General features: G+C 70.3%; 29 protein-coding genes and 1 riboswitch. Of the genes, 16 read left to right on the top strand and 13 right to left on the bottom strand.

From position 1 onward, the window contains the following. Positions 1–431: cbb3-type cytochrome c oxidase subunit I (locus AB0I51_RS39595; protein ID WP_362983231.1), on the bottom strand; the 431-nt coding region annotated here is incomplete at its 3' end. A 105-nt stretch (positions 432–536) separates the two neighbouring features. Here AB0I51_RS39595 and AB0I51_RS39590 point away from each other — a divergent pair. Together AB0I51_RS39590 and AB0I51_RS39585 are read left to right on the top strand one after the other, a co-directional pair. After that, the gene (locus tag AB0I51_RS39590) at positions 537–1,058 is read left to right on the top strand and encodes a sigma-70 family RNA polymerase sigma factor (protein ID WP_362983230.1); all 522 of its coding nucleotides are present in this window, start codon (positions 537–539) and stop codon (positions 1,056–1,058) included. An 87-nt stretch (positions 1,059–1,145) separates the two neighbouring features. Beyond that, complete coding sequence (locus tag AB0I51_RS39585; RefSeq protein ID WP_362983229.1) at positions 1,146–2,036, top strand: CU044_5270 family protein; 891 nt, start codon at positions 1,146–1,148, stop codon at positions 2,034–2,036. On the opposite strand, the gene AB0I51_RS39580 is transcribed toward AB0I51_RS39585, so the two are convergent. Further along, positions 2,037–2,885, bottom strand: coding sequence for a bifunctional 5,10-methylenetetrahydrofolate dehydrogenase/5,10-methenyltetrahydrofolate cyclohydrolase (locus AB0I51_RS39580; RefSeq protein ID WP_362983228.1), 849 nt, complete (start codon positions 2,883–2,885; stop codon positions 2,037–2,039). Positions 2,886–2,906: 21 nt separating this feature from the next. After that, a riboswitch (ZMP/ZTP riboswitch) is annotated at positions 2,907–2,991 on the bottom strand. A 28-nt stretch (positions 2,992–3,019) separates the two neighbouring features. Next, entirely contained in the window at positions 3,020–3,859 is an 840-nt protein-coding gene (locus AB0I51_RS39575) for a hypothetical protein (RefSeq protein ID WP_362983227.1), read from the bottom strand. Positions 3,860–3,919: 60 nt separating this feature from the next. On the opposite strand from AB0I51_RS39575, the gene AB0I51_RS39570 reads away from it, so the two are divergent. Further along, complete coding sequence (locus AB0I51_RS39570) at positions 3,920–4,408, top strand: MarR family transcriptional regulator (protein WP_362983226.1); 489 nt, start codon at positions 3,920–3,922, stop codon at positions 4,406–4,408. Positions 4,409–4,486: 78 nt separating this feature from the next. Here AB0I51_RS39570 and AB0I51_RS39565 read toward each other — a convergent pair whose 3' ends face one another. Continuing rightward, complete coding sequence (locus AB0I51_RS39565) at positions 4,487–4,852, bottom strand: nuclear transport factor 2 family protein (protein ID WP_362983225.1); 366 nt, start codon at positions 4,850–4,852, stop codon at positions 4,487–4,489. Between the two features lie 170 nt (positions 4,853–5,022). Between AB0I51_RS39565 and AB0I51_RS39560 the strand changes: the two genes are divergently transcribed. Continuing rightward, complete coding sequence (locus AB0I51_RS39560) at positions 5,023–5,316, top strand: hypothetical protein (RefSeq protein ID WP_262058655.1); 294 nt, start codon at positions 5,023–5,025, stop codon at positions 5,314–5,316. A 68-nt stretch (positions 5,317–5,384) separates the two neighbouring features. Here AB0I51_RS39560 and AB0I51_RS39555 read toward each other — a convergent pair whose 3' ends face one another. After that, positions 5,385–7,139 carry an ABC transporter ATP-binding protein gene (locus AB0I51_RS39555; RefSeq protein WP_362983224.1) on the bottom strand — a complete coding sequence of 585 codons (1,755 nt, stop codon included), beginning with the start codon at positions 7,137–7,139 and terminating at the stop codon, positions 5,385–5,387. A gap of 139 nt (positions 7,140–7,278) precedes the next feature. On the opposite strand from AB0I51_RS39555, the gene AB0I51_RS39550 reads away from it, so the two are divergent. The 3 genes from AB0I51_RS39550 (at position 7,279) to AB0I51_RS39540 (ending at position 9,998) form a co-directional block, all read left to right on the top strand. Further along, positions 7,279–8,367 (top strand): S-(hydroxymethyl)mycothiol dehydrogenase, encoded by a 1,089-nt coding sequence (locus AB0I51_RS39550; RefSeq protein WP_362983223.1) that lies wholly within the window; start codon positions 7,279–7,281, stop codon positions 8,365–8,367. Continuing rightward, complete coding sequence (locus AB0I51_RS39545; RefSeq protein WP_362983222.1) at positions 8,367–8,996, top strand: MBL fold metallo-hydrolase; 630 nt, start codon at positions 8,367–8,369, stop codon at positions 8,994–8,996. The genes AB0I51_RS39550 and AB0I51_RS39545 overlap by 1 nt, the downstream gene beginning before the upstream one ends. Positions 8,997–9,083: 87 nt before the next feature. After that, positions 9,084–9,998, top strand: a complete 915-nt coding sequence (locus AB0I51_RS39540; protein WP_362983221.1) for an SDR family oxidoreductase — start codon at positions 9,084–9,086, stop codon at positions 9,996–9,998. Positions 9,999–10,000: 2 nt separating this feature from the next. On the opposite strand, the gene AB0I51_RS39535 is transcribed toward AB0I51_RS39540, so the two are convergent. After that, positions 10,001–10,537 (bottom strand): hypothetical protein, encoded by a 537-nt coding sequence (locus AB0I51_RS39535; RefSeq protein ID WP_362983220.1) that lies wholly within the window; start codon positions 10,535–10,537, stop codon positions 10,001–10,003. Between the two features lie 50 nt (positions 10,538–10,587). Between AB0I51_RS39535 and AB0I51_RS39530 the strand changes: the two genes are divergently transcribed. Next, positions 10,588–11,379: an SDR family NAD(P)-dependent oxidoreductase gene (locus AB0I51_RS39530; protein ID WP_362983219.1), complete on the top strand. Its 792-nt coding sequence runs from the start codon at positions 10,588–10,590 to the stop codon at positions 11,377–11,379. Here the strand turns inward: AB0I51_RS39530 and AB0I51_RS39525 are convergent. Both AB0I51_RS39525 and AB0I51_RS39520 read right to left on the bottom strand, forming a co-directional pair. Continuing rightward, complete coding sequence (locus AB0I51_RS39525) at positions 11,365–12,753, bottom strand: pyridoxal-dependent decarboxylase (protein ID WP_362983218.1); 1,389 nt, start codon at positions 12,751–12,753, stop codon at positions 11,365–11,367. The two genes, AB0I51_RS39530 and AB0I51_RS39525, sit on opposite strands and share 15 nt — an antisense overlap. A 69-nt stretch (positions 12,754–12,822) precedes the next feature. Further along, positions 12,823–13,746, bottom strand: coding sequence for a LysR substrate-binding domain-containing protein (locus AB0I51_RS39520; RefSeq protein WP_362983217.1), 924 nt, complete (start codon positions 13,744–13,746; stop codon positions 12,823–12,825). 70 nt (positions 13,747–13,816) lie between these two features. On the opposite strand from AB0I51_RS39520, the gene AB0I51_RS39515 reads away from it, so the two are divergent. Together AB0I51_RS39515 and AB0I51_RS39510 are read left to right on the top strand one after the other, a co-directional pair. After that, positions 13,817–14,449, top strand: coding sequence for a maleylpyruvate isomerase family mycothiol-dependent enzyme (locus AB0I51_RS39515; protein WP_362983216.1), 633 nt, complete (start codon positions 13,817–13,819; stop codon positions 14,447–14,449). Positions 14,450–14,528: 79 nt separating this feature from the next. Beyond that, a complete protein-coding gene (locus AB0I51_RS39510; protein ID WP_362983215.1) occupies positions 14,529–15,227 on the top strand; it encodes a L,D-transpeptidase in 699 nt (232 codons plus the stop codon). 32 nt (positions 15,228–15,259) lie between these two features. On the opposite strand, the gene AB0I51_RS39505 is transcribed toward AB0I51_RS39510, so the two are convergent. From AB0I51_RS39505 to AB0I51_RS39490, 4 genes are read right to left on the bottom strand one after another with little or no spacing between them, the layout of a single operon-like run. Next, on the bottom strand, positions 15,260–16,459 hold the full coding sequence (locus tag AB0I51_RS39505; RefSeq protein WP_362983214.1) for a Gfo/Idh/MocA family oxidoreductase: 1,200 nt from the start codon (positions 16,457–16,459) through the stop codon (positions 15,260–15,262). Positions 16,460–16,517: 58 nt separating this feature from the next. Further along, positions 16,518–17,861, bottom strand: coding sequence for a sugar ABC transporter substrate-binding protein (locus tag AB0I51_RS39500; protein WP_362983213.1), 1,344 nt, complete (start codon positions 17,859–17,861; stop codon positions 16,518–16,520). A 10-nt stretch (positions 17,862–17,871) separates the two neighbouring features. Continuing rightward, a complete protein-coding gene (locus AB0I51_RS39495) occupies positions 17,872–18,816 on the bottom strand; it encodes a carbohydrate ABC transporter permease (RefSeq protein ID WP_362983212.1) in 945 nt (314 codons plus the stop codon). 15 nt (positions 18,817–18,831) lie between these two features. Then, entirely contained in the window at positions 18,832–19,749 is a 918-nt protein-coding gene (locus tag AB0I51_RS39490) for a sugar ABC transporter permease (RefSeq protein WP_362983211.1), read from the bottom strand. 170 nt (positions 19,750–19,919) lie between these two features. Here AB0I51_RS39490 and AB0I51_RS39485 point away from each other — a divergent pair, with 170 nt between their 5' ends. Beyond that, positions 19,920–21,080, top strand: coding sequence for an ROK family transcriptional regulator (locus AB0I51_RS39485; RefSeq protein WP_362983210.1), 1,161 nt, complete (start codon positions 19,920–19,922; stop codon positions 21,078–21,080). A gap of 100 nt (positions 21,081–21,180) precedes the next feature. Then, entirely contained in the window at positions 21,181–21,366 is a 186-nt protein-coding gene (locus AB0I51_RS39480) for a hypothetical protein (RefSeq protein ID WP_362983209.1), read from the top strand. A gap of 139 nt (positions 21,367–21,505) precedes the next feature. Here the strand turns inward: AB0I51_RS39480 and AB0I51_RS39475 are convergent, their stop codons facing one another. Then, on the bottom strand, positions 21,506–22,873 hold the full coding sequence (locus AB0I51_RS39475; protein WP_362983208.1) for a S1 family peptidase: 1,368 nt from the start codon (positions 22,871–22,873) through the stop codon (positions 21,506–21,508). A gap of 222 nt (positions 22,874–23,095) precedes the next feature. Between AB0I51_RS39475 and AB0I51_RS39470 the strand changes: the two genes are divergently transcribed. Genes AB0I51_RS39470 through AB0I51_RS39455 form a run of 4 tightly spaced genes read left to right on the top strand, consistent with a single transcriptional unit; the run spans position 23,096 to position 25,990 of the window. Continuing rightward, positions 23,096–24,274, top strand: a complete 1,179-nt coding sequence (locus tag AB0I51_RS39470) for an aminotransferase class I/II-fold pyridoxal phosphate-dependent enzyme (RefSeq protein ID WP_362983207.1) — start codon at positions 23,096–23,098, stop codon at positions 24,272–24,274. A 52-nt stretch (positions 24,275–24,326) separates the two neighbouring features. Next, positions 24,327–25,085 (top strand): type 1 glutamine amidotransferase domain-containing protein, encoded by a 759-nt coding sequence (locus tag AB0I51_RS39465; RefSeq protein WP_362983206.1) that lies wholly within the window; start codon positions 24,327–24,329, stop codon positions 25,083–25,085. A 10-nt stretch (positions 25,086–25,095) separates the two neighbouring features. After that, positions 25,096–25,482 (top strand): PPOX class F420-dependent oxidoreductase, encoded by a 387-nt coding sequence (locus AB0I51_RS39460; protein ID WP_362983205.1) that lies wholly within the window; start codon positions 25,096–25,098, stop codon positions 25,480–25,482. Between the two features lie 37 nt (positions 25,483–25,519). Beyond that, positions 25,520–25,990 carry a DUF1003 domain-containing protein gene (locus tag AB0I51_RS39455; protein ID WP_362983204.1) on the top strand — a complete coding sequence of 157 codons (471 nt, stop codon included), beginning with the start codon at positions 25,520–25,522 and terminating at the stop codon, positions 25,988–25,990. Positions 25,991–26,038: the final 48 nt, after the last annotated feature.

Below are 26,038 nucleotides of genomic sequence, written 5' to 3'. Positions count from 1 at the left end.
ATGCCCGGCGAGCGGACCGCGTCCGACAGCGGGGAGTAGGCGAACCAGCCGAAGTCGGCCGCGCCCTGCGGGGTGAGGAAGCCGCCCACCGCGATGGTCGAGCCGAAGAGGTAGAGCCAGTAGGCGAACATGTTCAGCCGCGGGAACGCCACGTCGGGCGCGCCGATCTGCAACGGCATGATCCAGTTCGTGAAACCGGCGAACAGCGGCGTCGCGAACATCAGCAGCATGATCGTGCCGTGCATCGTGAACGCCTGGTTGAACTGCTCGTTGGACATGATCTGCAGTCCGGGTCTGGCGAGTTCGGCGCGCATGAGGAGCGCCATGACGCCGCCGATCAGGAAGAACCCGAACGCCGTGACCAGATACAGCGTGCCGATCGTCTTGTGATCCGTGGTCGTCAGCCACTTGATGCTCTTGAGGTCTCTCACGCCCCGCCTGTGTCCGCCCCCCGGCCGCCCGTCACACTCGACGGGCGCGACGAGAATCACGAGAACGGGTGTGACGATCGCCCGGGTGCCGGACACGAACGGAACATGAGCAACGACGAGATCTTCGCCGCTGCCTATCGCGAGCACTACTGGGCGGTCAGCCGCTACGTTGCCCGGCGACTGGACGGGCGGAGCGGTGAGGTGGAGGAAGTGGTGGCGGAGGTCTTCACCGTCGCCTGGCGCCGCCGTGCGGACCTGCCGCAGGCCCCGCTGCCCTGGCTGTACGGCGTTGCCCGGAACTGCCTGGCCAACGCGGTGCGGGGGTATGGACGTCGCCGTCGGCTTGTCCATCGGCTGGGCAACGACGAGAGCGCGCACGGGCGGCAGGTGGCTGCCGGGCCCGACGCGGAGACGCCTGGTTCCTGGGTGCACGAGGCGCTCGCGCGGCTGTCGCCGGCCGATCAGGAGGTACTGCGGCTGACTGCGTGGGAGGAGCTGGGTGTGGAGGAGGTCGCCGTGGTTCTGGGGTGCGGTGTGCGGGCTGCGGCCATGCGGTTGCATCGGGCGCGGCGTCGGTTGAGGGCGGAGATCGACCGGCTCGTGGTGCTTGGCGGTGCGGGGTGTTGATCGAGTCTTCTGCCGCGCCGTCGTGGCCGGTCGCGCAGTTCCCCGCGCCCCTTTGGGGCACTACAGGTGGACCGGAGGAGTATCGCCATGGCTGATGAGCTCGAACTCCTGCGCAGCGCCAATCCGTTCACGGTGGACGGGCCTTTCTACGGCGATGGACCTCTGGACCACCACGCCTCACGTCGGCTCAACCGGCTGCTGAACGAACGGCGTCGTCGGCTGCTCTGGAGTCTCGTGGCCGGAGTCGCCGTAGTGGCCACCGTGTTCACGCTGTTGCTGGGCGGACCGAGCGGCACTCCCGCCGTGGCGGCGCCCCGCCCTCTGGTCGTGCAGGCGAACTCCACGCCCGTGTCCCTGGGACAGCTCGCCGCTCTCGCCGCGGCGGTCGCGGTCGACGGAAATCCCGCTCTGCGCAAGGGAACTCATGTGCAGTCTTGGAGTCTCGGCATGTCCGACGACAAACCACCGGTCACCATCCCCGAGGAACGCATCGTGCGCTGGAACGGGGACGACAGCCATACGGAACGTGTCGTCGAGGACGGGCATGTCGTCAAGGAGACGACGTATCCGCCGAGTTGGAGCGATGTCCCGCCCGAGGCCCGGCCCCCGCACGACGTGGCGGGACTGCGGGCGTACCTCCAGGAGGCCACGTACAGCAAGACGCCGTTGACCACTCCCGAACTTCTCGCCGCTGTTGGGGAGTTGCTGGATCACTGGACGCTGGGGGCGCGTGAGTCGGCCGCGTTGGCGCGGCTGCTCGCGGGGGCGGACGGGCTGCGGCCGGTGGGGGAGGTGACCGACCGCCTCGGGCGGCGCGGGGAGGCTTATGTGTATCGGCAGTCGGGCAGCCGCCTGATGCTGATCATGGATCCGGCCACCGGCGCCGTCCTCGGGATGGAGAGCACCTTCACGAAGGACCAGCCCGAGTACGGCGTCAAGGCCGGGGACGTCATGGACTACAGCGCGTGGACGCGCTGATCACACCCCGAGCTGCCGGGCCGCGGCCGTCACGGTCTGTTCCAGGAGCGTGGCGATCGTCATCGGGCCGACGCCGCCCGGCACCGGCGTGATCAGTGAGGCACGTTCGGCGGCGGAGTCGAAGTCGACGTCGCCGACGTTGCCCGCGTTGTAGCCCGCGTCGAGCACGACCGCGCCCGGCTTGATGTCCTCGCCGCGGATCAGCCGGGGGCGCCCCACCGCCGCGACCACGATGTCCGCCTCGCGGACCGCCGCCGACAGGTCACGGGTGCGGGAGTGGCAGTAGGTGACCGTCGCGTCGCGCGCCAGGAGCAGCATGCCTGCCGGCTTGCCGAGGATCGCGCTGCGGCCCACGACGACGGCCCGCTTGCCGGACGGGTCGACGTCGTACTCGTCGAGCAGCCGCATGATGCCGCCGGGCGTGCAGGACACGAAGCCCGGCAGACCGAAGCTCATCGCCGCGAAGGACGCGAAGGTGACGCCGTCGACGTCCTTCTCCGGCGCGATCGCCTCGAACGCGGCCCGCTCGTCGATGTGTTCACCCATCGGGTGCTGGAGCAGGATGCCGTGGACGGTGGGGTCGGCGGAGAGCGTGGTGAGGGTCGCGACCAGTTCGGCGGTGGTCGTGGTGGCGAGGAGTTCGACGTGCCGGGACTCGATGCCGGCCTTGCGGCTGCGGTTCTGCTTCATCCGGACGTAGGTGACGGAGGCCGGGTCGGCGCCGACCAGAACCGTCGCCAGACAGGGCGCCGTACCGGTGCGTTCCGTGAGGTCGGCGGCCTGTTTCGCGGTGTCCTCGACGATGCGCCGGGCGAGCGCGCTGCCGTCCATGAGCCGTGCCTGGGACATGATCCACTCCTGAGCTGGTTGACCGATCGCCCAGGCGCACGGCATTCACTCCGCGTGGGCCGCTCCACGGTGGTGCTCCACCTCAGCGCCAGTCACGACCCACGAACAGCCTAACCGAGAGAGTTCTACGGCCGTCAGGACCCGCTCTCGGCGGGCGGCTGCGTCGGGTCGACACCGGTCAGGAAGTCCCGGGCCTGGGCCGCGAGGCGTGGCGCCCCGATGGCCTCCGCCCAGCGGGCGACCTCCGTCGCGAGTGCCCTGGCCCCGGCCTCGTCGCCGGAGTCCCTGGCCAGGACGGCGAGCAGCAGCTGCTGGGAGAGTGTGCCGGGGACCGTACCCGCGCCTGCGCCGAGCGTGGCAGCCCGGCGCCAGCGATTCAGGGCCAGTTCGTGGTCACCGGCGTCGTGGTCGTGGTCGCCCAGGTGGCGCAGGGCCTCTCGGGCCAGCAGCGGGTCCTCGCCCGACTCGGCGGCGCGCAGCGCGGACATGTAGTGGGAGGGTGCGTTCGTCAGGTCGGCGAAGTGGTTGTCCGTGATCAGGCCGAGGTACATCTCCGCCCAGCCCCGGCGCCCCTCGTCCGGGGCGTCGTCCCGCAGCGACTCCGCTTCGCGGAGCAGGGAGGTGAGGGCTTGCGGGTCCTTCCCGGCCGGGCCCAACCGGAGCCGGCCGTCGACGACGAGCAGCCGTCGGTAGGTGTTCCGCAGTCGCGCGAAGTCCACGTCCCAGTCGCCGCCCGGGAACTCCTTCCCGGCCGCCTCGATACGTGCCGTCGCGGTGTCCGTGCCCGCGAACCAGTCCTGTTCCAGGGCCACTTGGGCAGCGGCGCGGGCGATTCGCGCCCGGGGGTCCGGTCCGTCGGTGGTGCATGCGTCCAGGAGGCGGGAGGCGCGCTCCCATCGTCCCGTGACGCTCAACTCGTGGGCTGCGGCGATGAGTTCCTCGACGGGGACGACCGTGTTCGCTGTGGATGTCATGGCGGGGAAGGTAGTTATGCGAAAAACTATCCACAAGAAAACCACTGCGGGAGGCAGACGGTGGAGGACTCGGTCGACCGGCACGTGGCGCTCTGGTTGAAGGAACTCGCCTGGATGGACCCGGTGAAGGAGGAGATCTTCTTCCGGCTGGCGATCCTGGCCCGCCATGCCGGTCGGACGCGGCGTGACGTGCTCGACGCCGACGGGCTCAAGCAGTGGCAGTTCAAGGTGCTGCTCATGCTGCGCAGGCTCGGGCCACCGTACGAGACGAGCCCGTCACACCTGGCGGAGCTGCTGGGGCTGACCCGTGGGGCGCTCTCCGCGCGGCTGGCGGCCGTCGAGGAGGCGGGCCTGATCGTCCGCACCCATGAGACGGGGGACCGGCGGCGGGTGCGGGTGCGCCTCACCGACGCCGGAAACGCAGTCCTCGAGGAGCACGTGGCGGCGGAGGAAGCGGGCGAGCTCGCGCTGCTCGCAGCACTGACCCCAGCAGAGCGCCGGACGCTCGCAGACCTGCTGCGGAAACTGGTGCTCGCCGTCGAGTCCTAGCGGGGCCGACGGGTACCGTGCTGGCCGAGAAGGTCCAGGTCAGCCGGGTGGTGACCCGGACCTTCGGCACCAGTCGCGCTAGCCGTCCCATGCCTGGATCATGGTCTGACGGGTGATCTTGCCGTCGTCCAGTACGAGCATCGACTCGGCCAGGACTCGGGTCCCGTCCGGGTACTGACAGGACTCGCTGTAGGCGACTCGGTCCCCCTGTACGACGCACTCCTCCAGTTTGTGCGTCATGTCGCGGCTGTAGACGTCGGCGAGCATGGCGCCGATCTCGTCCCTGCCGTGCAGGACCTTGGGGTTGCTGGGCTGCGTCTGGTGGTCGACGACGTGGATCTCGGCGTCGTCGGCATAGAGCGACAGAAGTGTCGCCGCTGTGTGATCTTCGATGCCCCGGCGCAGGGCTTCGGTGTCGAAGCCGGGGCGTGCCGCGGTGCCCATGGTTACCTCCTCGGAGGGCCGCGGCCCGAACAGGAGCGAGCCGCGCGGGCCTCTCCTACGAGACTCCTCCGTCGCGCCGGGGTCGGCAAACCGAGCGGCGCGATCCGCCTGACGGGTGAGCGGCGACCGGTGCCCGTGACCGGGCGGCTACCCTCCGCGTTGCTGGAAGCATGATCTCAACACGACGTATTGCCGCCGCCGTTGGTCTCGCCGTCGGGGTCACCGGCCTCGTCGCGCCGATGGCGAACGCCGCCGAAGCGCCCGCCTTCAAGGACGGCAAGGTCAGCCCGGTCGCCCTGCTGGACTCGCTCGCGGTCAGCGAGATCCCCGCCGAGCACCAGGCGCAGATCCCGAAGGTCGCCGACCAGATGAAGGCGCTGAACCACCTCAACGACCTCCAGCAGCTGCACCAGGTCACCGACATGGCCGCGCCGGTCACGGGACTCCTCCCCGCCGTCGAGTAGCGGGACCGCGCAGCGCGCAGACCTTGAGGGCCGTCCGGAAACGGGCGGCCCTCAGTCGTGGAGCGGGATCAGCCCGCCGTGGCGAGGAACTGGGTGGCCGCCAGCTCCGCGTAGAGCGGGTCGGCGGCCACCAGCTCCCGGTGCGTACCCACCGCGCGGACCCGGCCCGCGTCCATGACGACGATCCGGTCGGCCATCGTCACCGTGGACAGCCGGTGCGCGACGACCAGGACCGTCGTCGTACGCGCCACATCGGCGACGGTGTCGCGCAGGGCCGCCTCGTTGACCGCGTCGAGCTGCGAGGTCGCCTCGTCCAGGAGCAGCAGCCGCGGGTGGCGCAGCAGGGCGCGGGCGATCGCGACGCGCTGGCGTTCGCCGCCGGAGAGGCGGGTGCCGCGGTGGCCGACCAGGGGGTCGACACCCTTCGGCAGCCGGGCGACCAGACCGTCGAGACGGGTCGTCTTCAGGACGCGGGTGACGTCGTCCGCGCTCGCGTCCGGATTGCCGAGCAGCAGGTTGTCGCGCAGGGAGCCCGAGAGAACCGGTGCGTCCTGCTCCACATAGCCGATGGCGGAACGGAGCCCGGACAGCTCCCAGTCCGCGAGGTCCCGGCCGTCGAGGGTGATGGCGCCGGACTCGGGGTCGTAGAACCGCTCGATGAGGGAGAACACGGTGGTCTTGCCGGCGCCGGACGGGCCGACGAACGCCGTCATGCCCTGGGCCGGTACGGAGAAGGTCACGCCGTGGTGGACGTAGGGCAGGTCGTCGGCGTAGCGGAAGCGGACGTCGTCGAAGGCGAGGGCCGCGGGTGCGGCGCCGGGGGAGGGCAACCGGGCGGGGAGGGACGGGGGTTCGGCGGGGAGTTGCAGCGCCTCCTGGATGCGGGAGAGGGCCGCAGCGCCCGTCTGGTACTGCGTGATCGCGCCGACGACCTGCTGGATCGGCATCATGAGGTAGAAGACGTAGAGGAGGAAGGCGACCAGCGTGCCGACGTCTATCGCGCCCGTCGCCACGCGTGCTCCGCCCACCGCGAGGACGGTGATGAACGCGATCTGCATGGACAGGCCGGCCGTGTTGCCCGCCGCCGCTGCCCACTTGGCGGCGCGGATGCTCTGCCGCCACGACTCCTCGGCCGCCGCGTGCAGGGTGCGCTCCTCGTGGTCCTCGGCGCCGGACGCCTTCACCGTGCGCAGCGCGCCGAGGATCCGCTCCAGCGAGGCACCCATCACACCGATCGCGTCCTGCGCCTGCCGGCTGGCCCGGTTGATGCGCGGCACGATCACACTGAGCACGGTGCCCGCGCCCACGATCACGCCGAGGGTGACGGCCAGCAGCACGGGGTCGACCAGCCCCATCATCACCACCGTCGCGACGAGGATGAGCCCTTCGGTGCCGAGGCCCACCAGTGAGTCGGTGGTGACCTCGCGCAGCAGCGTGGTGTCGGAGGTGATGCGGGCCATCAGGTCGCCGGGCTCGCTGCGGTCCACCGCGCTGATCCGCAGTCGCAGCAGATACGACGACAGGGCGCGCCGCGCGCCGAGCACCACCGACTCGGCGGTGCGCCGCAGCACGTACGAACCCAGCGCGCCCACCGCCGCGTTGGCGACCACCAGGGCCGACATCGCGAGCAGCGCCCCGGTGATCGTCCGGTCGTGCGACAGGTCGTCGATGAGTCCCCGTGCGACCAGCGGCAGCAGCAGCCCGGTGCCGCCGGTGACCAGCGAGAGCAGCGCGCCCGCCAACAGGGCCCAGCGGTGCGGTCGTACGTAGTCGAGGAGCAGCCGCCAGGCCGGCCGGTCGCTCCGAGTCCCTGCGATGCCCACGGCGCTCCCCGGGATGCGGTCGGAGCATTCAGGCTACGTCGGCCGGCGCCGACGCTGTCGAGCCTCCGTCGTGCCCTTACCGATCAGTCACGCGTAGGGTCTCAGGCAGGGACAACGATCGACGAAAGGGTTCAGGACCATGGCGCAGGAAGTGCGCGGCGTGATCGCGCCGGGAAAGAACGAACCGGTCCGGGTCGAGACGATCGTCGTACCCGATCCCGGACCCGGTGAGGCCGTGGTGAAGGTACAGGCCTGCGGGGTCTGTCACACCGACCTGCACTACAAGCAGGGCGGCATCAGCGACGACTTCCCCTTCCTGCTGGGGCACGAGGCGGCGGGGATCGTGGAGTCGGTCGGCGAGGGCGTCACCGACGTCGCCCCGGGTGACTTCGTGATCCTCAACTGGCGTGCGGTGTGCGGCAATTGCCGGGCCTGTCTGCGCGGCCGGCCGCAGTACTGCTTCAACACCCACAACGCGAAGCAGAAGATGACCCTCGCCTCGACCGGCCAGGAACTCTCCCCGGCCCTCGGCATCGGCGCCTTCGCCGACAAGACGCTGGTCGCGGCCGGGCAGTGCACCAAGGTCGACCCGGCCGTCTCCCCGGCCGTCGCCGGGCTGCTCGGCTGCGGCGTGATGGCCGGTATCGGCGCGGCGATCAACACCGGGAACGTCGGGCGCGGTGACAGCGTCGCCGTCATCGGTTGCGGTGGCGTCGGCGACGCGGCGATCGCCGGGGCCCGGCTCGCGGGCGCGGCGCGGATCATCGCCGTCGACATCGACGACCGCAAGCTGGAGAAGGCCCGCTCGATGGGCGCCACCCACACCGTGAACTCCAAGACGTCCGACGCCGTCGAGGCGATCCGCGAACTGACCGGCGGCTTCGGCGCCGACGTCGTCATCGAGGCGGTCGGCCGCCCGGAGACGTACAAGCAGGCCTTCTACGGCCGTGATCTCGCCGGCACGGTCGTCCTCGTCGGCGTCCCGACGCCCGAGATGAAGCTCGAACTCCCGCTGCTGGACGTCTTCGGGCGCGGCGGTTCCCTCAAGTCGTCCTGGTACGGCGACTGTCTGCCCTCCCGTGACTTCCCGATGCTGATCGACCTGCACCAGCAAGGACGCCTGGACCTCGGTGCGTTCGTCACCGAGACGGTCCAACTCGACGAGGTGGAGAAGGCGTTCGAGCGGATGCACGGCGGCGACGTGCTGCGTTCGGTGGTGGTGCTCTGATGGCCGCGCGCATCGAACACCTCGTCACCTCCGGGCAGTTCACGCTCGACGGCGGCACCTGGGACGTCGACAACAACGTGTGGATCGTCGGCGACGACCACGAGGTCGTCGTGATCGACGCGGCCCATGACGCGGACGCCATCGTCGAGGCGATCGGCGACCGCAGACTGACCGCCATCATCTGCACCCACGCCCACAACGACCACATCGACGCCGCCCCCGCCCTCGCGGACCGCACCGGCGCCACGATCTGGCTGCACCCCGACGACCTGCCCCTGTGGAAGCAGACCCACCCCGACCGGGACCCCGACGCGCATCTCGCCGACGGCCAGGTGATCGAGGCCGCGGGCGCCGACCTCAAGGTCCTGCACACGCCCGGGCACGCGCCCGGCGCGGTCTGCCTCTACGACCCCGGGCTCGGCACGGTCTTCACCGGCGACACCCTCTTCCACGGCGGCCCGGGCGCCACGGGACGGTCGTACTCCCACTTCCCGACCATCATCGACTCCATCCGCGACCGGCTGCTGACCCTGCCGCCGGAGACGAAGGTGCTCACCGGACACGGCGACTCGACCACGGTCGGCGCCGAGGCGGCGCACCTGGAGGAGTGGATCGCGCGGGGCCACTGACGCCTCGGAAGCAATCCCGACAGAAGATGTCCGGCTTCCCGTGCACGATCGACATGAGACACGTCGAACGAGCACGGGAGGTCGGACATGCCGGGCCCACTGGAAGGCAAGGTCGCGCTGGTCGCGGGAGCGACGCGCGGAGCGGGACGAGGGATCGCCGTGGAGCTGGGCGCGGCCGGCGCCACTGTCTACGTCACCGGCCGCACCACCCGCGCCCGGCGCTCCGAGTACGACCGGCCCGAGACGATCGAGGACACCGCCGACCTCGTCACCGCGGCCGGTGGCCGGGGCATCGCCGTACCCACCGACCACCTGGAACCCGCCGCCGTGCGGGCCCTGGTCGACCGCGTCGACGACGAGCAGGGCCGCCTCGACGTCCTCGTCAACGACATCTGGGGCGGCGAGCACCTCTTCGGCTGGGACACCCCGGTCTGGGAACACGACCTCGACAAGGGGCTCCGGCTCCTCAGGCTCGCGGTCGAGACACACGCGATCACCAGCCACCACGCCCTGCCCCTGCTGCTGCGCAGGCCCGGCGGCCTGGTCGTCGAGGTCACCGACGGCACCGCCGAGTACAATCGCGACACCTACCGCGTCTCCTTCTTCTACGACCTCGCCAAGTCCTCCGTCCTGCGCATGGCCTTCGCCCTCGGCCACGAACTCGGCCCGCGCGGCGCCACCGCCGTGGCGCTCACCCCCGGCTGGCTGCGCTCGGAGATCATGCTCGACCAGTTCGGCGTACGGGAGGACAACTGGCGCGACGCCCTCGACCGCGTCCCGCACTTCGCCGTCTCGGAGACCCCGCGCTACGTCGGCCGCGCCGTCACCGCCCTCGCGACCGACCCCCGAGTCGCCCGCTGGAACGGGCAGTCGCTGTCCAGCGGGGGACTCGCCCCGGTGTACGGCTTCACGGACCTCGACGGGAGCCGGCCGGACGCGTGGCGGTACCTGGTGGAGGTGCAGGACGTGGGGAAGCCGGCGGATGCGACCGGGTACCGGTGAGCTCAGACGGGGCCCACGGGCGGCAGTACCCAGGCGGCCGAGTGACCTGGTGGCAGGGCCAGATCGTCACGTACGGCCGCGTAGTAACCCTGGCGCCCTTCCCGCTGTCGTTCCAGGAGCTCCTGCCAGGTCTGCGGATCGTGCCTGCCCTCGCGCAGGAACCGCTCCATCGCCAGCACCGAGGTGACCCACACCCGGGCCTTCGCCACCACCTCCGGGCTGCCCAGCATGAGCAGAGTCTCTCCGGCCGGGTCGCGGGCCAGCGCGGCCTCGGCGATCATCGGTGCCGCCTCCTGGGGCGTGAGCGGGTGGGGGTGCGGGTCGTTGCGGAAGTGGGACGCGACCCGGTAGGTGAGCGTGACCGTCTGCTTCAGGACTCGTGCGTAGTCGGTGTACACCGCGAGCCGCCGCTCCTCCCAACGAGCCTCCCGCTCACGGTGGAACCTCACCCGCTCACCCCGCACGATCGCCACGTACGAGCCGAGCGCACCGATCACCACACCGATCAGCGCAGGCAGTTGCTGTATGAACGCGTTCATGTCCGCACGCTATCTGCCGAGTTGATCGCTACGGCAGTACGTTCGAGCCCATGACTGACACAACGCGCTTCGCGGGGTACGGAGTTCTCGTCACCGGAGCGGCCCGCGGCATCGGCGCGGCCATCTCCCGGCGGCTCGGTGAGGAGGGCGCACGGATTCTGGTGACCGACACCGATCTGCCCGAGGCGGAGAAGACGGCGGCGGACCTGCGTGAACTCGGGCTGGTGGCCGAGGCGTTGGGCTGCGACGTGGGGGACCGGGGGGCGGTCGAGCGAGCCGTCGCGCACGCCGTCGACACCTTCGGGTCGCTCGACGTCCTGGTCAACTGCGCCGCGCACTGCACGCCCGACGTCCCGCGCTTCGAGGACGAACCGGACGACGAGTGGGCGCGTGACCTCGACATCACGCTGACGGGAACGTTCCGCTGCTGCCGCGCCGCACTCCCGCACCTGGCAGCCTCCGGACGCGGGGCGATCGTCAGCATCGGTTCCGTCAACGGGGCCCAGGACTTCGGCAACCACGCCTACAGCGCGGCCAAGGCCGGACTCGTGTCGCTCACCCGCACCCTCGCCGGACACGCCGCCCGCCGGGGTGTGCGGGTCAACCTGGTGGTGCCCGGCACGGTCCGCACCTCCGCGTGGGAGGGCCGGGACGCCGACCTCGACGCGGTGAGCGGGCTGTATCCGCTCGGCCGGGTCGGTGAGCCCGAGGACATAGCCGCGGCCGTCGCGTTTCTCGCCTCGCGCGACGCTTCCTGGATCACCGGCACCACGCTCACCGTGGACGGCGGTGTCACCGCGGTCAACACAGGCTTCCGACAGGCTCTTTCAGAGGGGCAGTGAGGCCAGCGTCGCCAGCACCCGGTCCGTATCGGCCTCGGACGTACGCCAGTTGCTGAACGCGGCGCGCAACGCGGGCGTCCCGTCGTACACCGTCGGGGTCAGGAACGCCTCGCCGGAGGCGGCGACGGCCTCCGCCATCGCTGCCACCCGTTCCTGCGTCGGGTTCTCGGCGAGGGTGAAGCAGACGACGTTCAGCCGGACCGGCGCCGACAGCCGCAGGCCCCGGAGCGCGGCGATGCCCTCGCCGAGGCGGTGGGCGAGGGCGACGTTGCGCTCGACGATCTCGCGGTGCCCGGCGCGACCGTAGGCCAGGAGGGAGAACCAGGCCGGGAGGGCGCGCAGCCGCCGCGAGTTCTCCGGAGTGAGGTGGAGGAAGTCAGGGTCGCCGGTCGGCAGGCCGAGGTACGGGGAGGAGTTGTGGAACACCCTGGTCTGCAGGTCGCGGCGGCGGGTGAACTGGACGGCCGCGTCGTAGGGCACGTTGAGCCACTTGTGCAGGTCGACACAGACCGAGTCCGCCGCGCCGAGTCCGTCGACGAGGTGGGCGTGGGCGGGGGAGAGCGCGGCGAAACCGCCGAACGCCGCGTCCACGTGCAGCCAGAAGTCGTGCCGCTCCCTGAGGGCCGCGATGGCCCGCAGGTCGTCGAAGTCGACGGTGTTCACGGTGCCGGCGTTCGCCACCACGATCGCCGGGCGGCCGCCCAACCCGGCCAGGGCGGCGTCGAGTCGGGCCACGTCGACGGCCTCACGGTTTCCGGCGAGCGCGGGCACCTGCCGCAGGCGGTCCCGGCCGATGCCCAGTACGGACAGCGCCTTGGTGACGCTGGAGTGCGGGCTCCCGGAGAGCACGTCGACCGGGCCGAGCGCGGCCGCACCCTCCCGGGACACGTCCACGCCCAGCCGCTCGCCGAGCCACTCGCGGGCGACGGCGAGCCCCACGGTGTTGGACACGGTCGCACCGGTCACGAAGGCCCCGGAGTGCGCCTCGTCCAGCCCGAACAGCTCGCGCAGCCAGCCGACCGTCTCCCGCTCCAGGGCCGCCGCCCAGGAACCGGCCGCGCCGGACACGTTCTGGTCGTACGCGCTGGTCAGCCAGTCCCCGGCGACCGAAGCGGGCGTGGCACCGCCCGTGACGAAGCCGAGGTAGCGCGGGCCCGCCGACCCGGAGAAACCGGGTGCCCACCGCTCGGCGAACCGCGCGAGAGCGCCCTCGGCGCCGGTCCCGTCGGCCGGCAGCGGGTCCTGATCGGGTGCCTTTCCGGGGTGGACGACCGGCCGCACGGCCACACCGGCCAGCTCACGGGCGGCGAAGTCACGGGCGGACTGGAGGAGTTCGGGAAGCCGGGCGAGATCGTCGGCGAGAGCGCTGTGCATGGGCGGCAGCGTAGGCGGAGGCGGCGGGCCGGGTATCGGTCCACTCCGAGGAAAGTGGACCGATGGTCCCTACTGGTCCCGTCCGGGCAAACTCTCCCGCAAGGCCGCCAGAAACGCCCGCGCCGCCGGGCCCGCCGGGCCGTCCGTGCGCCAGACCACCGCGACCCGCCCCCGTGCCCGGGCGTCTTCGACACGGAGCATCCGCAGCGCTCCCGGCGGCTCCGGTGCGGCGGCATCCTGCGGGCGTGGGACCACGGCCACCCCGAGCCCCCGTTCGGCGAGTCGCAGCAGCGCGTCCGGGGCCGCCGCCTCGCAGGTGACGCTGGGCCGGAAACCCGCCTCGGCGCACAGCCGGTCCAGCACTCCGCGTACTCCCGTCCCCCGGGGCAGGCAGATCAACCGGTGCCCGCGCAGCGCGGTCAGCGGGACGGACGTACGGCCGCGGTGTTCGTCGAGCAGTGGACGACCCGGGGCCACCGCCGCGACCAGGGGTTCGTCGATGACGATCCGGTGCGCGAGGCCCGGTGCCGGCTCGGGGTCGGGCAGGCCCGCCACGGCGATGTCGAGCTCCCCGTGGCGCAGCGTGGCGAGCATCCGGTCCGAGGTGTCCTCGGTGAGGGTGATCTCCACCTGGGGATGCGCTTCGTGGAAGTCGGCGAGCAGCGCGGGCACGTCCGTGTGATGGCCCAGCGCCCCGGGCACCAGCCCGATCGCCACCCGCCCGCGCAGCAGCCCGCCGAACTTCGCCGCCGTCTGCCGCACCTCCTCGACGGCTGCGAGAGCGGCCCGTGCGTACGGCAGTACGGCCGCGCCGACCTCCGTGGGCCGCACCGTCCGGCCCGACCGGTCCAGCAGGGGTTGGCCCAACTCCCTTTCCAGTTGCCGGATCTGCGCGCTCACCCCGGGCTGAGCGAGATGCAGCCGCTCTGCGGCCCGGGTGAAGCTGGCCTCCTCGACGACCGTCACGAAGTACCGCAGCTGCCTCAACTCCATAAGCGGCAATGCTGGTTGCGAGACGAACCGGCTCTTGGACTTATGGATCGGGCGGCGGGAGCCTGGACCCATGGGGACCACGACGCACCACATCACCACGGCCATCGCGGCCGAACGCCGGGAGCTGGCCGACTTGTTGGACACCCTGACGCCGGCGCAGTGGGAGGCGCCGAGTCTGTGCGCGGGATGGCGGGTGCGTGAGGTGGCGGCGCATCTGTCGATGGGCTTCCGGTACCCGACCGGCAGGGTGCTGTGGGAGCTGGCCAAGTCGCGCGGCAGTCTGCCCCGCACGACCGACCGGCTGGCCCGCCGGGACGTGGCCGAGTACACCGACCGGGAACTCGCCGGGTTTCTCCGCGAGCACGCGCACCACCCCTGGAAGCCGCCCGTCGGCGGTATCGCGGCGGCCCTCGGTCACGACGTCGTCCACGGCCTGGACATCACGGTCGCGCTCGGCCTCGACCGCAGTGTCCCCGAGGACCGCCTGCGGATCGTCCTGGACGCCGTCGACCCCAGGGCCTTCCGCCTCTTCGGGACGGACCTCGACGGCGTCCGGCTGTGCGCCGACGACCTCGACTGGTCCTTCGGCATCGGCATACCCTTGCACGGCCGGACCCAGGACCTGCTCCTGGTCGCGTACGGCCGACGGCTGCCGGCGGGGCACCTGAGTGGCGAGGATTGTCACCGTTTCGTCGCAGCGTGACCCGTCCTACAACCCGGGCCCCCGCACACCGGTCTAGTTGGCTGAGATCGAAGTACCGGGGCAAGGGAAAGGGCAGGTCATGGGGGACATACGCAGACGTGGTGCCGTAGTGCTCGGTATCACCGGGCTGGTGGCACCGCTCACGCTCGCGCTGGGCAGCATGCCGGCGCAGGCGGCGACGAGCTGTACGACGCAGGCGGGGCCGTACCAGAAGCAGGTCGAGAAGTTCCTCGGCCGGCCGGTCGACGGCAAGCAGTCCGCCGCCGACTGCAAGGCCATCCGGGCCTTCCAGACCAAGCACGGCATCACGCCGAACATCGGCTACGCGGGCTCCGTCACCTGGGGCGTGATGGACCTGATGAACAAGCAGAAGGCCGTGGGCAACAAGCCCAACGCGGCCGGCAAGTGCCCCACGAACAAGGGCCGTATCGCCTGCGTCAACCTCACTCTCCAGATCAGCTGGATCCAGGACGGCAGCCGGCTCGTCTACGGCCCGGTCCCGGTGCGCACCGGCCGCAACGGCTACGAGACCCGCACCGGACTGAAGAAGATCTACTGGCGGGACATCGACCACGTCTCGAACATCTACAACGTGCCCATGCCCTACAGCCAGTTCTTCGACGGCGGCCAGGCCTTCCACTCGGTCAACCTCAGCATGTGGAACCCGCCGGGCTCGCACGGCTGCGTCAACATGACCCCGGCCACCGCGAAGAAGTACTGGTCGCTGCTGAAGAACGGCGACGACGTCTTCGTGTACGGCCGCAAGCCGGGCACCTGACAGTCAGTCACCCGGCCTGCGTCTCAACGCCGTTACTCGGGCGCGTCCCCGAAGTCCGGGATCTCCAGCCTCGCCCCGCCCTGCCGTGCCGAGTCGTGCGCGACGATGCCCGGCAGGGTGTAACGGGCCGCGACCCACGCGTTCACGGACGGCAGGGTGCGGGAGTTGACCGCGGTCACGAAGTCGTCCGCCAGGAAGTGGTGGCTGCCCTCGTGGCCGTTGTGCAGGTTGTCGAACTCCCTTGGCAGCCGCGACCGGTCGTGCACCGGGGCCGAGCCGGAGGTGAAGGCGGCCCGGAGGTCCGGCGCGATGTGCTGGAGTGACGGATCGTCAGGAGACATGGTGGGCTTGGGCTCCAGCAGTTCGCTGATGTCCTTCACCCCCTTCTTGTCCTGCCAGAAGGCCACCGTTGCGAGCTGCTCCATGCTGGCGTCCGTGCCGAAGAACCGGAAACGCGACTCCCGGATCTGAGAGGGATAACCCACCCGCCGGAACTCGTTCGTACGGAACGAACCGCCGCCCGCCACCTCGAACAGCGCGGTCGCGTTGGAGAAGTCGTTGCCGAACTGGCTGACCTCCCGGTCGAAGACCCCGTCCCCGCGCTCGTCGACCACCCCGAGCGCGGACACGCTCACCGCGTGCGTCTGCCAGGCGCCGAGCACCCCGCCCACCGAGTGCGTCGGGTACAGGAGCGGCGGATAGCTGGCGGTGGCCTTCCAGTTGTCGCCGCCGCTGTACTGGTACGCCTCGTAGAACCCCAGATCCATGTCGTGGACGTAGTCGCCCTCGGCGTAGAAGATCCGCCCGAAGGCGCCCTCCGCGATCTGGTTGCGGGCGTGCACGGTCGCCGGGTTGTACTGGCTGGTCTCGCCCATCATGTACGTCAGTCCGGTGGCCTTGACCGCGTCGATGATCGCCGCGATCTCCTCCCTGCTGATCGCCATGGGGACCGCGGAGTACACGTGCTTGCCGGCGCCGAGCCCCTGGAGGACTAGGGGGCCGTGCGTCCAGCGCTGGGTGAAGATCGCGACGGCGTCGACGGCCTTCGACTCCAGCATCGCCTCGTACGAGGGGAAGGTGCCCGCCAGCCCTTGTTCGGCGACCAGTTGCTCCGCCCGCTCCGGCAGGAGGTCGGTCACATGGACCTCGCTCACGCCCGGGTGGGCCTGGAACAGTCTGGCGAACTGACCGGAGAACTGGCCTGCTCCGACGATGCCGAGGGAGAACGTCATAGGTGCGTGTCCTTCTCTGACGAGGATGTCGCTGACACATCGGTCGTCGACCGACGTGTCACTGACCGAGGATGAAGTTGATCTGCTTGTTGGTCCTGCCCAGTCCGCTGACCGGTGCGTCGTTGGCGTAGACGTCCTGCATGGCGGGGTGCATCAACGCGTACACGTCCGCCGCGTAGTTGGTGATCGGATAGGAGAAGGTGGTGAAGTCCTTCTTGTCGGAGACCGGCCTGGTGAAGGCCGTGACATCGATGCCCTTCTTCTTGTAGGCGGCGACGGCGGTGTCCGTGCCGTCGGGGGCCGCGGGGAACACGATTCCGTAACTGCCGACCGTTTTCTGGCATTCGTCGGAGGAGAGGTACTTGACCCACTTCTCCGCGCCGGGTTTGTTGTGCGCCTTCTTGGTGATCGAGTCGGCGAGACCGTTCATCATGGTCGCCCGCTCACCGCTCGGTCCGGTCGGGGTGAACGCCGTGCCGACCTTGACGCCCTTCGCCGCGTAGTACGTCGAGATCATCCACGCACCGTCGAAGGAGGTCGCCGCCCTGCCCGAGGCGATCTGCGCGTTGGCCGGGTTGGCGCCGTCGCTGTAGTCCGTGTACGGCGCGAGATAGCCCTTCTTCGCCAGCCCGAAGTACCACTTGACCACGGACTGGAAGGTCTTGCTGTCGTACTGGTACTCGGTGCCCCAGCGCTTCTTGTCGGTGTAGTTCCAGCCGGCGGACCCGGTGAAGGGACTCCACGTCGTCTGGCCGTCGGCGTCGCCCGCGCCGCCGCTGGCGAGGCCGTACGTCGTGACGTGCTTCCTGTCGAAGCCCGGCTCGTCGCCGCGCTTGCCGTTCCTGTCGACGGTGAGGTGGGCGATGGCCTTCTCGAAGGTGCCGCCGTCCGTCGGGTTCCAGGAGAGGCTGTTGAGGCGGTCGGCGCTCAGTCCCGCCGCCTTGGCCATCTTCTGGTTGTAGAAGAGGGCGACCGTGTCCCAGTCCTTCGGGGCGCCGTAGCGATGACCGTCCTGGCCCACCCAGTTGGCGGCGAGCCCGGGTTGGTAGGCGGCGTCACTGATACCGAGGTCGTCCAGCGGTTGCAGCACCTTCAGGTCGGCGAACTGGCCGAACTTCTGGATGTGGTCGGTGAACACGTCCGGCTGGGTGCCCGCGATGAAGCTCGCGGTGAGCTTGGTCCAGTAGTCGGCCCAGCCCAACTGCGTGATCTTCACCTTGAGTCCGGGGTTCTGCTGCTCGAAGCCCTTCGCGCAGGCCTGGTAGGCGGGGAGCTGGTTGGAGTCCCACAGCCAGTACGTCACCGTGTTCGAGGCCGACCCCACCGAGTCGCCCTTGGCGCAGCCCGCCGCCAGGGACAGCGCGAGCGCTCCGGTCAGTGCCATGACCGTACGAAATCGCATGTCCTGCCCCTTACTTGATTCCGGTGAAGCTGATGGAGCTGACGATGCGGCGCGCGAACACCGAGAAGAGCACCAGCATCGGGAGCGCGGCGATGAGGGTCGCCGCCATCAGGCCCGACCAGTCGTAGCCGGTCTGCGGGGTCTGCGAACGGAAGATGGCCAGCGCCACCGACAGCACACGCGAGCTGTCGCTGTAGGACACCATCAGCGGCCAGAAGTAGTCGTTCCAGGACGTGATGTACGTCAGCACGCCCAGCGTCAGGATCGGCGTGGACGCCATCGGCAGCAGGACCCGGAAGAAGACGCGGACCTTGCCCGCGCCGTCGAGCAGGGCTGCCTCCTCGACCTCGCGCGGGATGTTCATGAAGAACTGCTTGAGGAAGAACACCGCGAACGGCGTCATGAACATCGTCGGCAGGGCGATCCCCAACAGGGTGTCCACGAGCCCGAGTTGCTTGATGAGGACGAAGTTCGGCAGCAGGGTGAAGATCGCCGGCACCATCAGCCCGGCCAGGAACAGCCCGAACATCCGGTCCCGGCCGCGCCAGCGGAGCCGGGCGAAGGCGTAGGCGGCCATCGCGGAGAAGAACACCTGGCAGACGGTGACCAGGGTCGAGACGATCACCGAGTTGAGCAGATAGCGCCAGAACGTGAGTCCGCCGCCCGAACCGCCTTGCGCGATGGCCTCCTTGGTCGACTGGAGGCCGAGTGCCCGCTCGAAGCCGCCGGTGGTGAAGTCGACCGGCAGCGGGTCCGAGGGGTGGGCGGCGAGGCCGGTGTTCGTGGAGAGCGCGGTGCGCAGGATCCAGTAGAAGGGCAGCAGGGTGATCAGCATGATCGCGGTCATCGCGGCCCAGGCGGCGACCTTGCCGACGGAGATCCGGCGCCGGGGCGGCCGTACAGTCGCGCGCTCGGTCGTCGTGGGTGTGTCGGGCGTGGTGGTCAGGGTGGCCATGTCGTCTCCTCCCGGTCAGCCGAGGTCGGTCTGGCCGGCGCGGGTGATCCGGTACTGGAGGAACGTGATCGCGCTCAGCACGATCAACAGGGCCACGGACATCGCGGACGCGTAGCCGAACTGGAAGCGCCCGAAGGCGGAGCCGTAGATGTAGTACTGGAGCACGTTCGTCGCGTTGGCCGGGCCGCCCGCGGTGGTCACCGCGACCGTGTCGAACACCTGGAACGAACCGATCACCGTCATGATCAGCACGACCGCGAGGACCGGTCGCAGCAGCGGCATCGTGATCCGCCAGAACATGCGCCACTCGCCCGCGCCGTCCACCTTCGCCGCCTCGTACATGTCGTTCGGGATGGCCTGCAGCCCGGCGAACAGCAGCAGCGCGGTGTAGCCGACGTGCCGCCACACGTTGATCAGGGCGATCGTCGGGATCGCCCAGGTCTTGTCGGCGAGGAAGGGGATGTGGTCGAAGCCGAGTCCCCCGATGATCTGGTTGCCGATCCCGAGCTGGGTGTCGAGGATCCACAGCCAGACGATGCCGGCGACGACGTTCGACATCAGATACGGCGTCAGCACGATCCCGCGCAACAGGGCGGACTGGGTGAGCCGTTGGAGCAGGACCGCGATGGCGAGGGCCGACACCGTCTGGATGCCGATGTTGATGACCACGTACTCGACGGTGACCTTCAACGAGGACCAGAAGATGGGGTCGTGGACCATCCGGTCATAGTTGTCGAGGCCCACCCACTTCGCCGGCGTCAGCAGGTTGAAGCGGGTGAAGCTCAGGTAGATGCCCCGCAGGGTCGGCCAGAGCAGGAAGACCAGGAAGCCCAGCAGGGCCGGGGCGATGAAGACCGCCGCCAGCCGTCCGTCGCCCCCGCCTTCACGGGCCCGCGGTGGGCGCAACGGGGGGCTGCTTGAGGCGGTGGTCATCTGGAGACTCCTTCGTCTGCGACGGCTCGTCCTCGGGTGACTTACTTTTGACGCGAAAGAATCGTGGCGTCAATAGCCGTGCATACATCTTTTCTGTGCAGGGTTTCGGTCATAGAGTGGCCTAGTTATTTCTAGAGCAAAAATATCTAGCTTGTGGGAGTCTGGCGCCCATGACCACACGTGCCGCCAGCTGGCAGCCGCTGAGCCCCGGTGAACGCTCCGTGGCGATCGAGGTGCTCGTCCACGGCCCGCTGTCGCGCACCGACATCGCACGGCGCCTAGACCTCTCGGCGGGCAGCCTCACCCGCCTGACCAAACCGCTGATCGAATCCGGCCTGCTGGTCGAGGTCCCCGACGGCGGCAGCCCGGCCGAAGTCCGCCAGGGCCGCCCCTCGCAACCCCTCGACGTGGTCGCCGAGTCCCGCACCTTCCTCGGGTTCAAGGTCACCGAGGACATGGTCTACGGCGTCGTCACCACCCTCAGGAGCGAGATCGTCGCCCGCCTCGACCGGCCGCTCACCACCCACGAACCGGCCGAAGTCGCGGACCTGCTCGCCGAGATGACCGGCGAACTCGCCGCCCGGTTCCCCACCCTCACGGGCATGGGCGTCGGTGTGGGCGGTCTCGTCCAGGACCGTGCCGTGGTGGGGGAGTCGGCCTTCCTGCACTGGAGCAACGTCCCGCTGGCCGAACTGGTCGAGGAGCGCACCGGGTTGCCGGTCGTCGTGGAGAACGACGTGGCCGCGTTCGTCGAGGCCGAGACGTGGTTCGGCGCCGGGCGCGGCCTCGACCGCTTCGTGGTCCTCACCATCGGCGCGGGTGTCGGCTACGGCCTGGTGCTCGGGGGCGAGCGGGTGCCCTACGCGGAGGAGGACCGCGGCTTCGGACGTCACTGGATCCTGAACCCCAACGGCCCGCTCACGCCCACCGGTGAACGCGGCAGCGCCGTCTCGCTGTTGACCATCCCCAGCATCCGCTACCAGGTCCAGGCCGCCACCGGCCGGGACCTGACGTACGAGGAGATCCTCGCCGGTGCCGCCGCCGGTGAGCCCATGTCCGCCCGGGTGATCGGTGAAGCGGCCCGTGCGCTGGGTGTGCTGGTCGCCCAGATCGCCAACTTCGTGCTGCCGCAGAAGATCCTTCTCGCCGGAGAGGGGGTCGGCCTGATGGACGTGGCCGGGCAGATCGTGGACGACGCACTGCGCGCCCACCGGCACCCGCTGGCCGCCCCGCTCGACGTGGAGACAAAGGTCTCCGACTTTCACGACTGGGCGCGCGGAGCGGCGGTGCTGGCGATCCAGGTGCTGGTGCTGGGTGTGGCGGAGGTGTGAAATGCGTTACGGGGCTTGACAGATGGACGTGATCAGTAACACGGTCCGATATGTCCGATTGGCTCGTGATTACTCACATCGCCTTCACCTGCGGCGACGTATGCTTCACACCATGTCCACCCGTGTTGAATCAGCCACCGAGCGATCGGCAGCCGAGGTCAACGAGGAGATCAGGGCCCTGTGGCTCCGATCGGGCGGGACACTGAGCGTCGAACAGCGCGAGGAGTACCGGCGGCTGGTGATGGAGTGGGCCACCGCGGCTCCTCAGTCGGCCACGGCGGCCTGAGAGCAGCCGCCCGGCCGACGCGCAGATGTCGTTCGGATCCCGTCGCCCGGCCTTCCTCGTGACCCTCGGTCCAGCCGGTCGAGCCCCCGTCGACCCGACCCGATCACCCCCGATCACCCGCGACGAACTCCCCGCGTGATCAGCCCCACATCGCCGAATAGTGCCGCTGGAAGGCCTTGCGGTCCTGCTCCGCGCGTATCCAGCGCGTGGCCACCAGCGCGATCAGACTTCCCGCGATCACCAGCAGACCCGGCCCCACGTTCTTGGGGTCAGTGAGCCGGGACGCCAGGGTCGTCGTGCCCGCCGTGGTGTTGGTCGCCGGAGCAGACGTCCCGGGCGTGACCGAGCCGGTGCCCGCCGCGCTGCCGGCGGCCGAGGCGGAGGGCGCGGGCGAGGCTGCCGTCTTCGGTGCCACCAGCAGCTTGACGTTGAGCGCGGCCAGCGCCTTGGTCAGCGGCTGGAAGAACGTCGTACCGCCCGCCTTGCAGTCACCGCTGCCGCCCGAGGTCACCCCCAGCGCGATGCCGTTGGAGAACAACGGACCGCCGCTGTCGCCCGGTTCGGCACACACCGTGGTCTGGATGAGACCGGTCACCGTGCCCTCGGGATAGTTCACCGTCGCGTCGAGCGCGGTCACCTCGCCGTCGTGCAGCCCGCTGGTGCTGCCGCTGCGGAACACCTTCTCGCCCACGGCCGCGTCGGCCAGTCCGGTGATCGTCACCCCGCTGCCGTTGCCGATCGCGACCACGTCCGCGCCCTCGCCCGCAGAGCCGCTCGCGTACTGCACCAGGGAGAAGTCGCTGCCGGGGAAGTTGTCGGAGACCGTCTTGCCCAGCTGCTGGTCGCCCTGGTTGTCGGCGAACCAGATCGAGCCGACCGGGCCGCAGTGCCCGGCCGTGAGGATGAAGTCGGTCTGGCCGTTGGTCACGTTGTAGCCCGCCGAGCAGCGGCCGCCGGTCGACAGGATGGGCTGCGCCCCGTTGATCCGCGTGGTGAACTTGCCCTGCGTGCGCTGCATCTCCACCGAGGCGCCGATGCTCTTCGCGACCTTCGTCATCGCGGCCCAGCTGGTGGCGGAGACACTGCTGTCGGCCTCCACGAGCACCTTGTTGTTCCGGTAGTCCATCGCCCACGCGGTGCCCGGTACCTTGGGCGCCGAACTCAGCGTGCTCGCGGCCGACTTCAGCTGGTTCATGCTGTACGGCACGACCTTCGCCTCGGCACCCGCCTTCGTCACCTCGGCCGCCGTCGCCTTGTCGGTCACCGCGACGACCGTACGGCCGCCGGAGTCGACCCAACTGCCCGCCGTACGGGCCGAACCGAGCTTCGCCACCAGAGCGGAACCCTTGTCCGCGGGCGTCTGTGGCGCGCTGAGCGTGGCGGCGGACCTGCCCGGGGTGTCGCTCGCCATGGCCGCCTGGGTGACCATGGCACCTCCCAGCAGGAGTCCGCCGACGGCCGTCAACCGTGTCACTCGCCGGACGACCCGTCGTCGTGCGTGCCTCATGCCTGGCTCCCGAACCCCGAACGTGCGGTGCCGAACACCGCGAGGCACTCCGGTCGTTGAGGTGCCCTTCCTCCATACGTGGCCCGGCACCGTCCCGTTCACCGGATGGAAGATCGGCTTCAGCCGCCGACGGCAACAGGCTCTCCGGACGGCCGAGTTGGTCTCGGCTGTGCCCGGCGCGGCCCGTCGCCCACGCGCCGTGATCCCCCTATCTTGAGCCCCATGACCAGCAACCCGCAGGCCGCGGCCGGTGAACCGAATCCCCTGCGCGCGCTCACCCTCGACCGCCTCCGATGCCGTACCAGCATGAAGTGGCGCACCTATCCCGAGGACGTGCTGCCGGTGTGGGTGGCCGAGATGGACGTGCCGCTCGCCGAAGCGGTGGTCCGCGCGGTCACGGACGCGCTCGCCCTCGGGGACACCGGCTATCCCGCCGGTACTGCCTATGCGGAGGCACTCGCCGCGTTCGCGGAGAAGCGGTGGGGCTGGGACGGGCTCGCCGTCGAACGCACCCGGATCGTGCCGGACGTCATGCTGGGCGTCGTCGAGATGCTCCGGCTGGTCACCGGACCGGGCGATCCGGTGGTGCTGAACCCGCCCGTGTACCCGCCGTTCTTCCAGTTCGTGACCCATATGGACCGGCAGGTCGTGGAAGCGCCGCTGGGCGCGGATCTGCGCCTGGACCTCGGCGCCCTGGAGGGCGCGTTCCGGCGCGCGGTCGAGGGCGGGCGGCGGGCCGCCTATCTCCTGTGCAGCCCGCACAACCCGACCGGCACCGTGCACACCGCCGCCGAACTGGCCGCCGTCGCCGCCCTCGCCGAGCGGTACGGCGTGCGGGTTGTCGCCGACGAGATCCACGCACCGGTTGTCGCAGCGGGCGTCGGCTTCGTGCCGTATCTGAGTGTGCCGGGCGGCGAGCGCGGGCTGTCGCTGATGTCGGCGTCCAAGGCCTGGAACCTGGCCGGGCTCAAGGCCGCCCTGGCCGTCGCGGGCCCCGCGTTCGCCGCCGACCTGGCTCGCATGCCCGAGGAGGTCGGCCACGGCCCGAGTCACGTCGGCGTCATCGCCCACACCGCCGCCCTGCGTGACGGCACCGCCTGGCTGGACGCCCTGCTGACCGGCCTCGACGACAACCGCAGACTGCTGACCGGTCTGCTGGCCGAGCACCTGCCCGCCGTGGGATACCGACCCGGCGAGGCCACCTACCTCGCCTGGCTGGACTGCCGCGCGCTCGGTCTCGGCGACGATCCGGCGGACGTCTTCCTGCGCCGGGGGCGGGTCGCGCTGAGCCCCGGCCCCGACTTCGGCACGGGCGGCACGGGACACGTAAGACTCAATCTGGCGACGTCCCCGGAGGTGATCACGGAGGCCGTGCGGCGGATGGCGGCGGCGCTGGGGTGAGCGGGACGGCCGGGCTGTCATGAACACCTGCCCCGGCTGCCATGATGGGCCCATGCGTGTGCTGATGCCGGTCCCCGACCGAGACTTCGACGTCACCGAGGTCGCCGTGCCCTGGCGGCTCCTCACCGACGCCGGGCACGAGGTCGTCCTCGCCACCGAGCGGGCCGGCACCCGGCCCGCCGCGGACCCCCGGCTGCTGACCGGTGTTCTCTTCGGACAGCTCGGCGCAGAGGACGAACCCAAGCGGTTCTACCAACAGCTCACCGAGGCACCGGAGTTCGGCGCCACGGTCGGCTGGGCGGACGTGGACGTGACCGGCTTCGACGGCCTGCTGCTGCCGGGCGGCCACGCACCCGGCATGCGCCAGTACCTCGGCTCGGCCCAACTGCGGGCGAAAGTGGGGGAGTTCTGGGCACTCGGCCGTCGGGTCGGCGCGATCTGCCACGGCGTCCTCGTGCTCGCCCGCACCCAGGACCCGGCCACCGGCCGCAGCGTCCTCGCCGGCCGTCGTACGACCTGCCTGCCCAAGTACATGGAACGCACTGCCTACTTGGCCACTGCCTGGCGCCTCGGCCGCTACTACCGCACCTACCCCGCCTATGTGGAGGACGAGGTGCGGGCCGCCCTCGACGACCCGGGCACGCGGTTCGAACGCGGGCCCAGGGAGCTCACCCGGCGCGGCACCGCGAGCGACGACACCCACGCGTTCGTCGTGCAGGACGGCAGCTATCTGTCGGCGCGCTGGCCCGGAGACGCATACCTTTTCGCCCGCCGGTATCTCGATCTCCTGCGGGCACCCTCGGGTGCTTAGACTGCCGACCATGGACGAGACCCCGCTGGACCGGCTCGGCGCAGGCCAGTACCTGCTGATCACCAGTTACCGCAAGAACGGCTCCCCGGTCCCCACCCCGGTGTGGGTGGTGCGCGACGGCGACACCCTCGGGGTGTGGACGGTCGCCGACTCCTGGAAGGTGAAGCGCATCCGGGCCCGCGCCGACGTCCTCGTGGGCCCCTGCGACCTGCGCGGCAACCCGACCGGCAACCAGGTACCCGGCACCGCCGAACTCACCGACGCCGAGACCACCGCGCGCTACCGCAACTTCATCAAGCGCAAGTACGGTCTCACCGGCCGTCTGACACTCCTTGGCAGCCGGCTGCGCCGCGGTCCCGACGGCACCGTCGGCATCCGCGTCACCCTCAAAGCCTGAGGGCGGACCCCGTGCACATCGAACCCAGGGAGCGCCCGTGGACCCCGCGCTGAACCCGGCCGACCTGCGGCTGCGGCAGGAGCGGATCGTCTTCGCCCGGATGCGCAGCACCCAGGACCGGGTCGCCGACGCCATCACCGCCTTCGCCGGCACCATGCTCTTCGTCTATCTGCACGCCCTGTGGTTCGCCGTCTGGATCGCCCTCAACGAAGGGCTCCTCGGGCACGCCGGGATCTTCGACCCGTACCCGTACGGACTGCTCACGATGATCGTCAGCCTGGAGGCCATCTTCCTGTCGACCTTCGTCATGGTGAGCCAGAACCGGCAGGCGACCCGCGAGAACGTCCGAGCCGACCTCGACTTCGAGACCAACCTCCGCTCCGAGGTGTGGTCGGCCCACATCGGAGCCGTCCTGGGCCTGGACCCGCGCGAGATCGAACAACGCGTACAGGAACTCCTCACCGAGAACCGCGCCAAGATGAACGGCGTGCCGAAACAGGGGAGTTGACCCACCGCACGATGAAGGGGCCGCAGCCTTCGGGCTGCGGCCCCTTCA

The organism is Streptomyces sp. NPDC050549, assembly GCF_040655035.1.
Taxonomy (GTDB): domain Bacteria; phylum Actinomycetota; class Actinomycetes; order Streptomycetales; family Streptomycetaceae; genus Streptomyces.
This window is presented reverse-complemented; position numbering and strand designations above follow the sequence as displayed.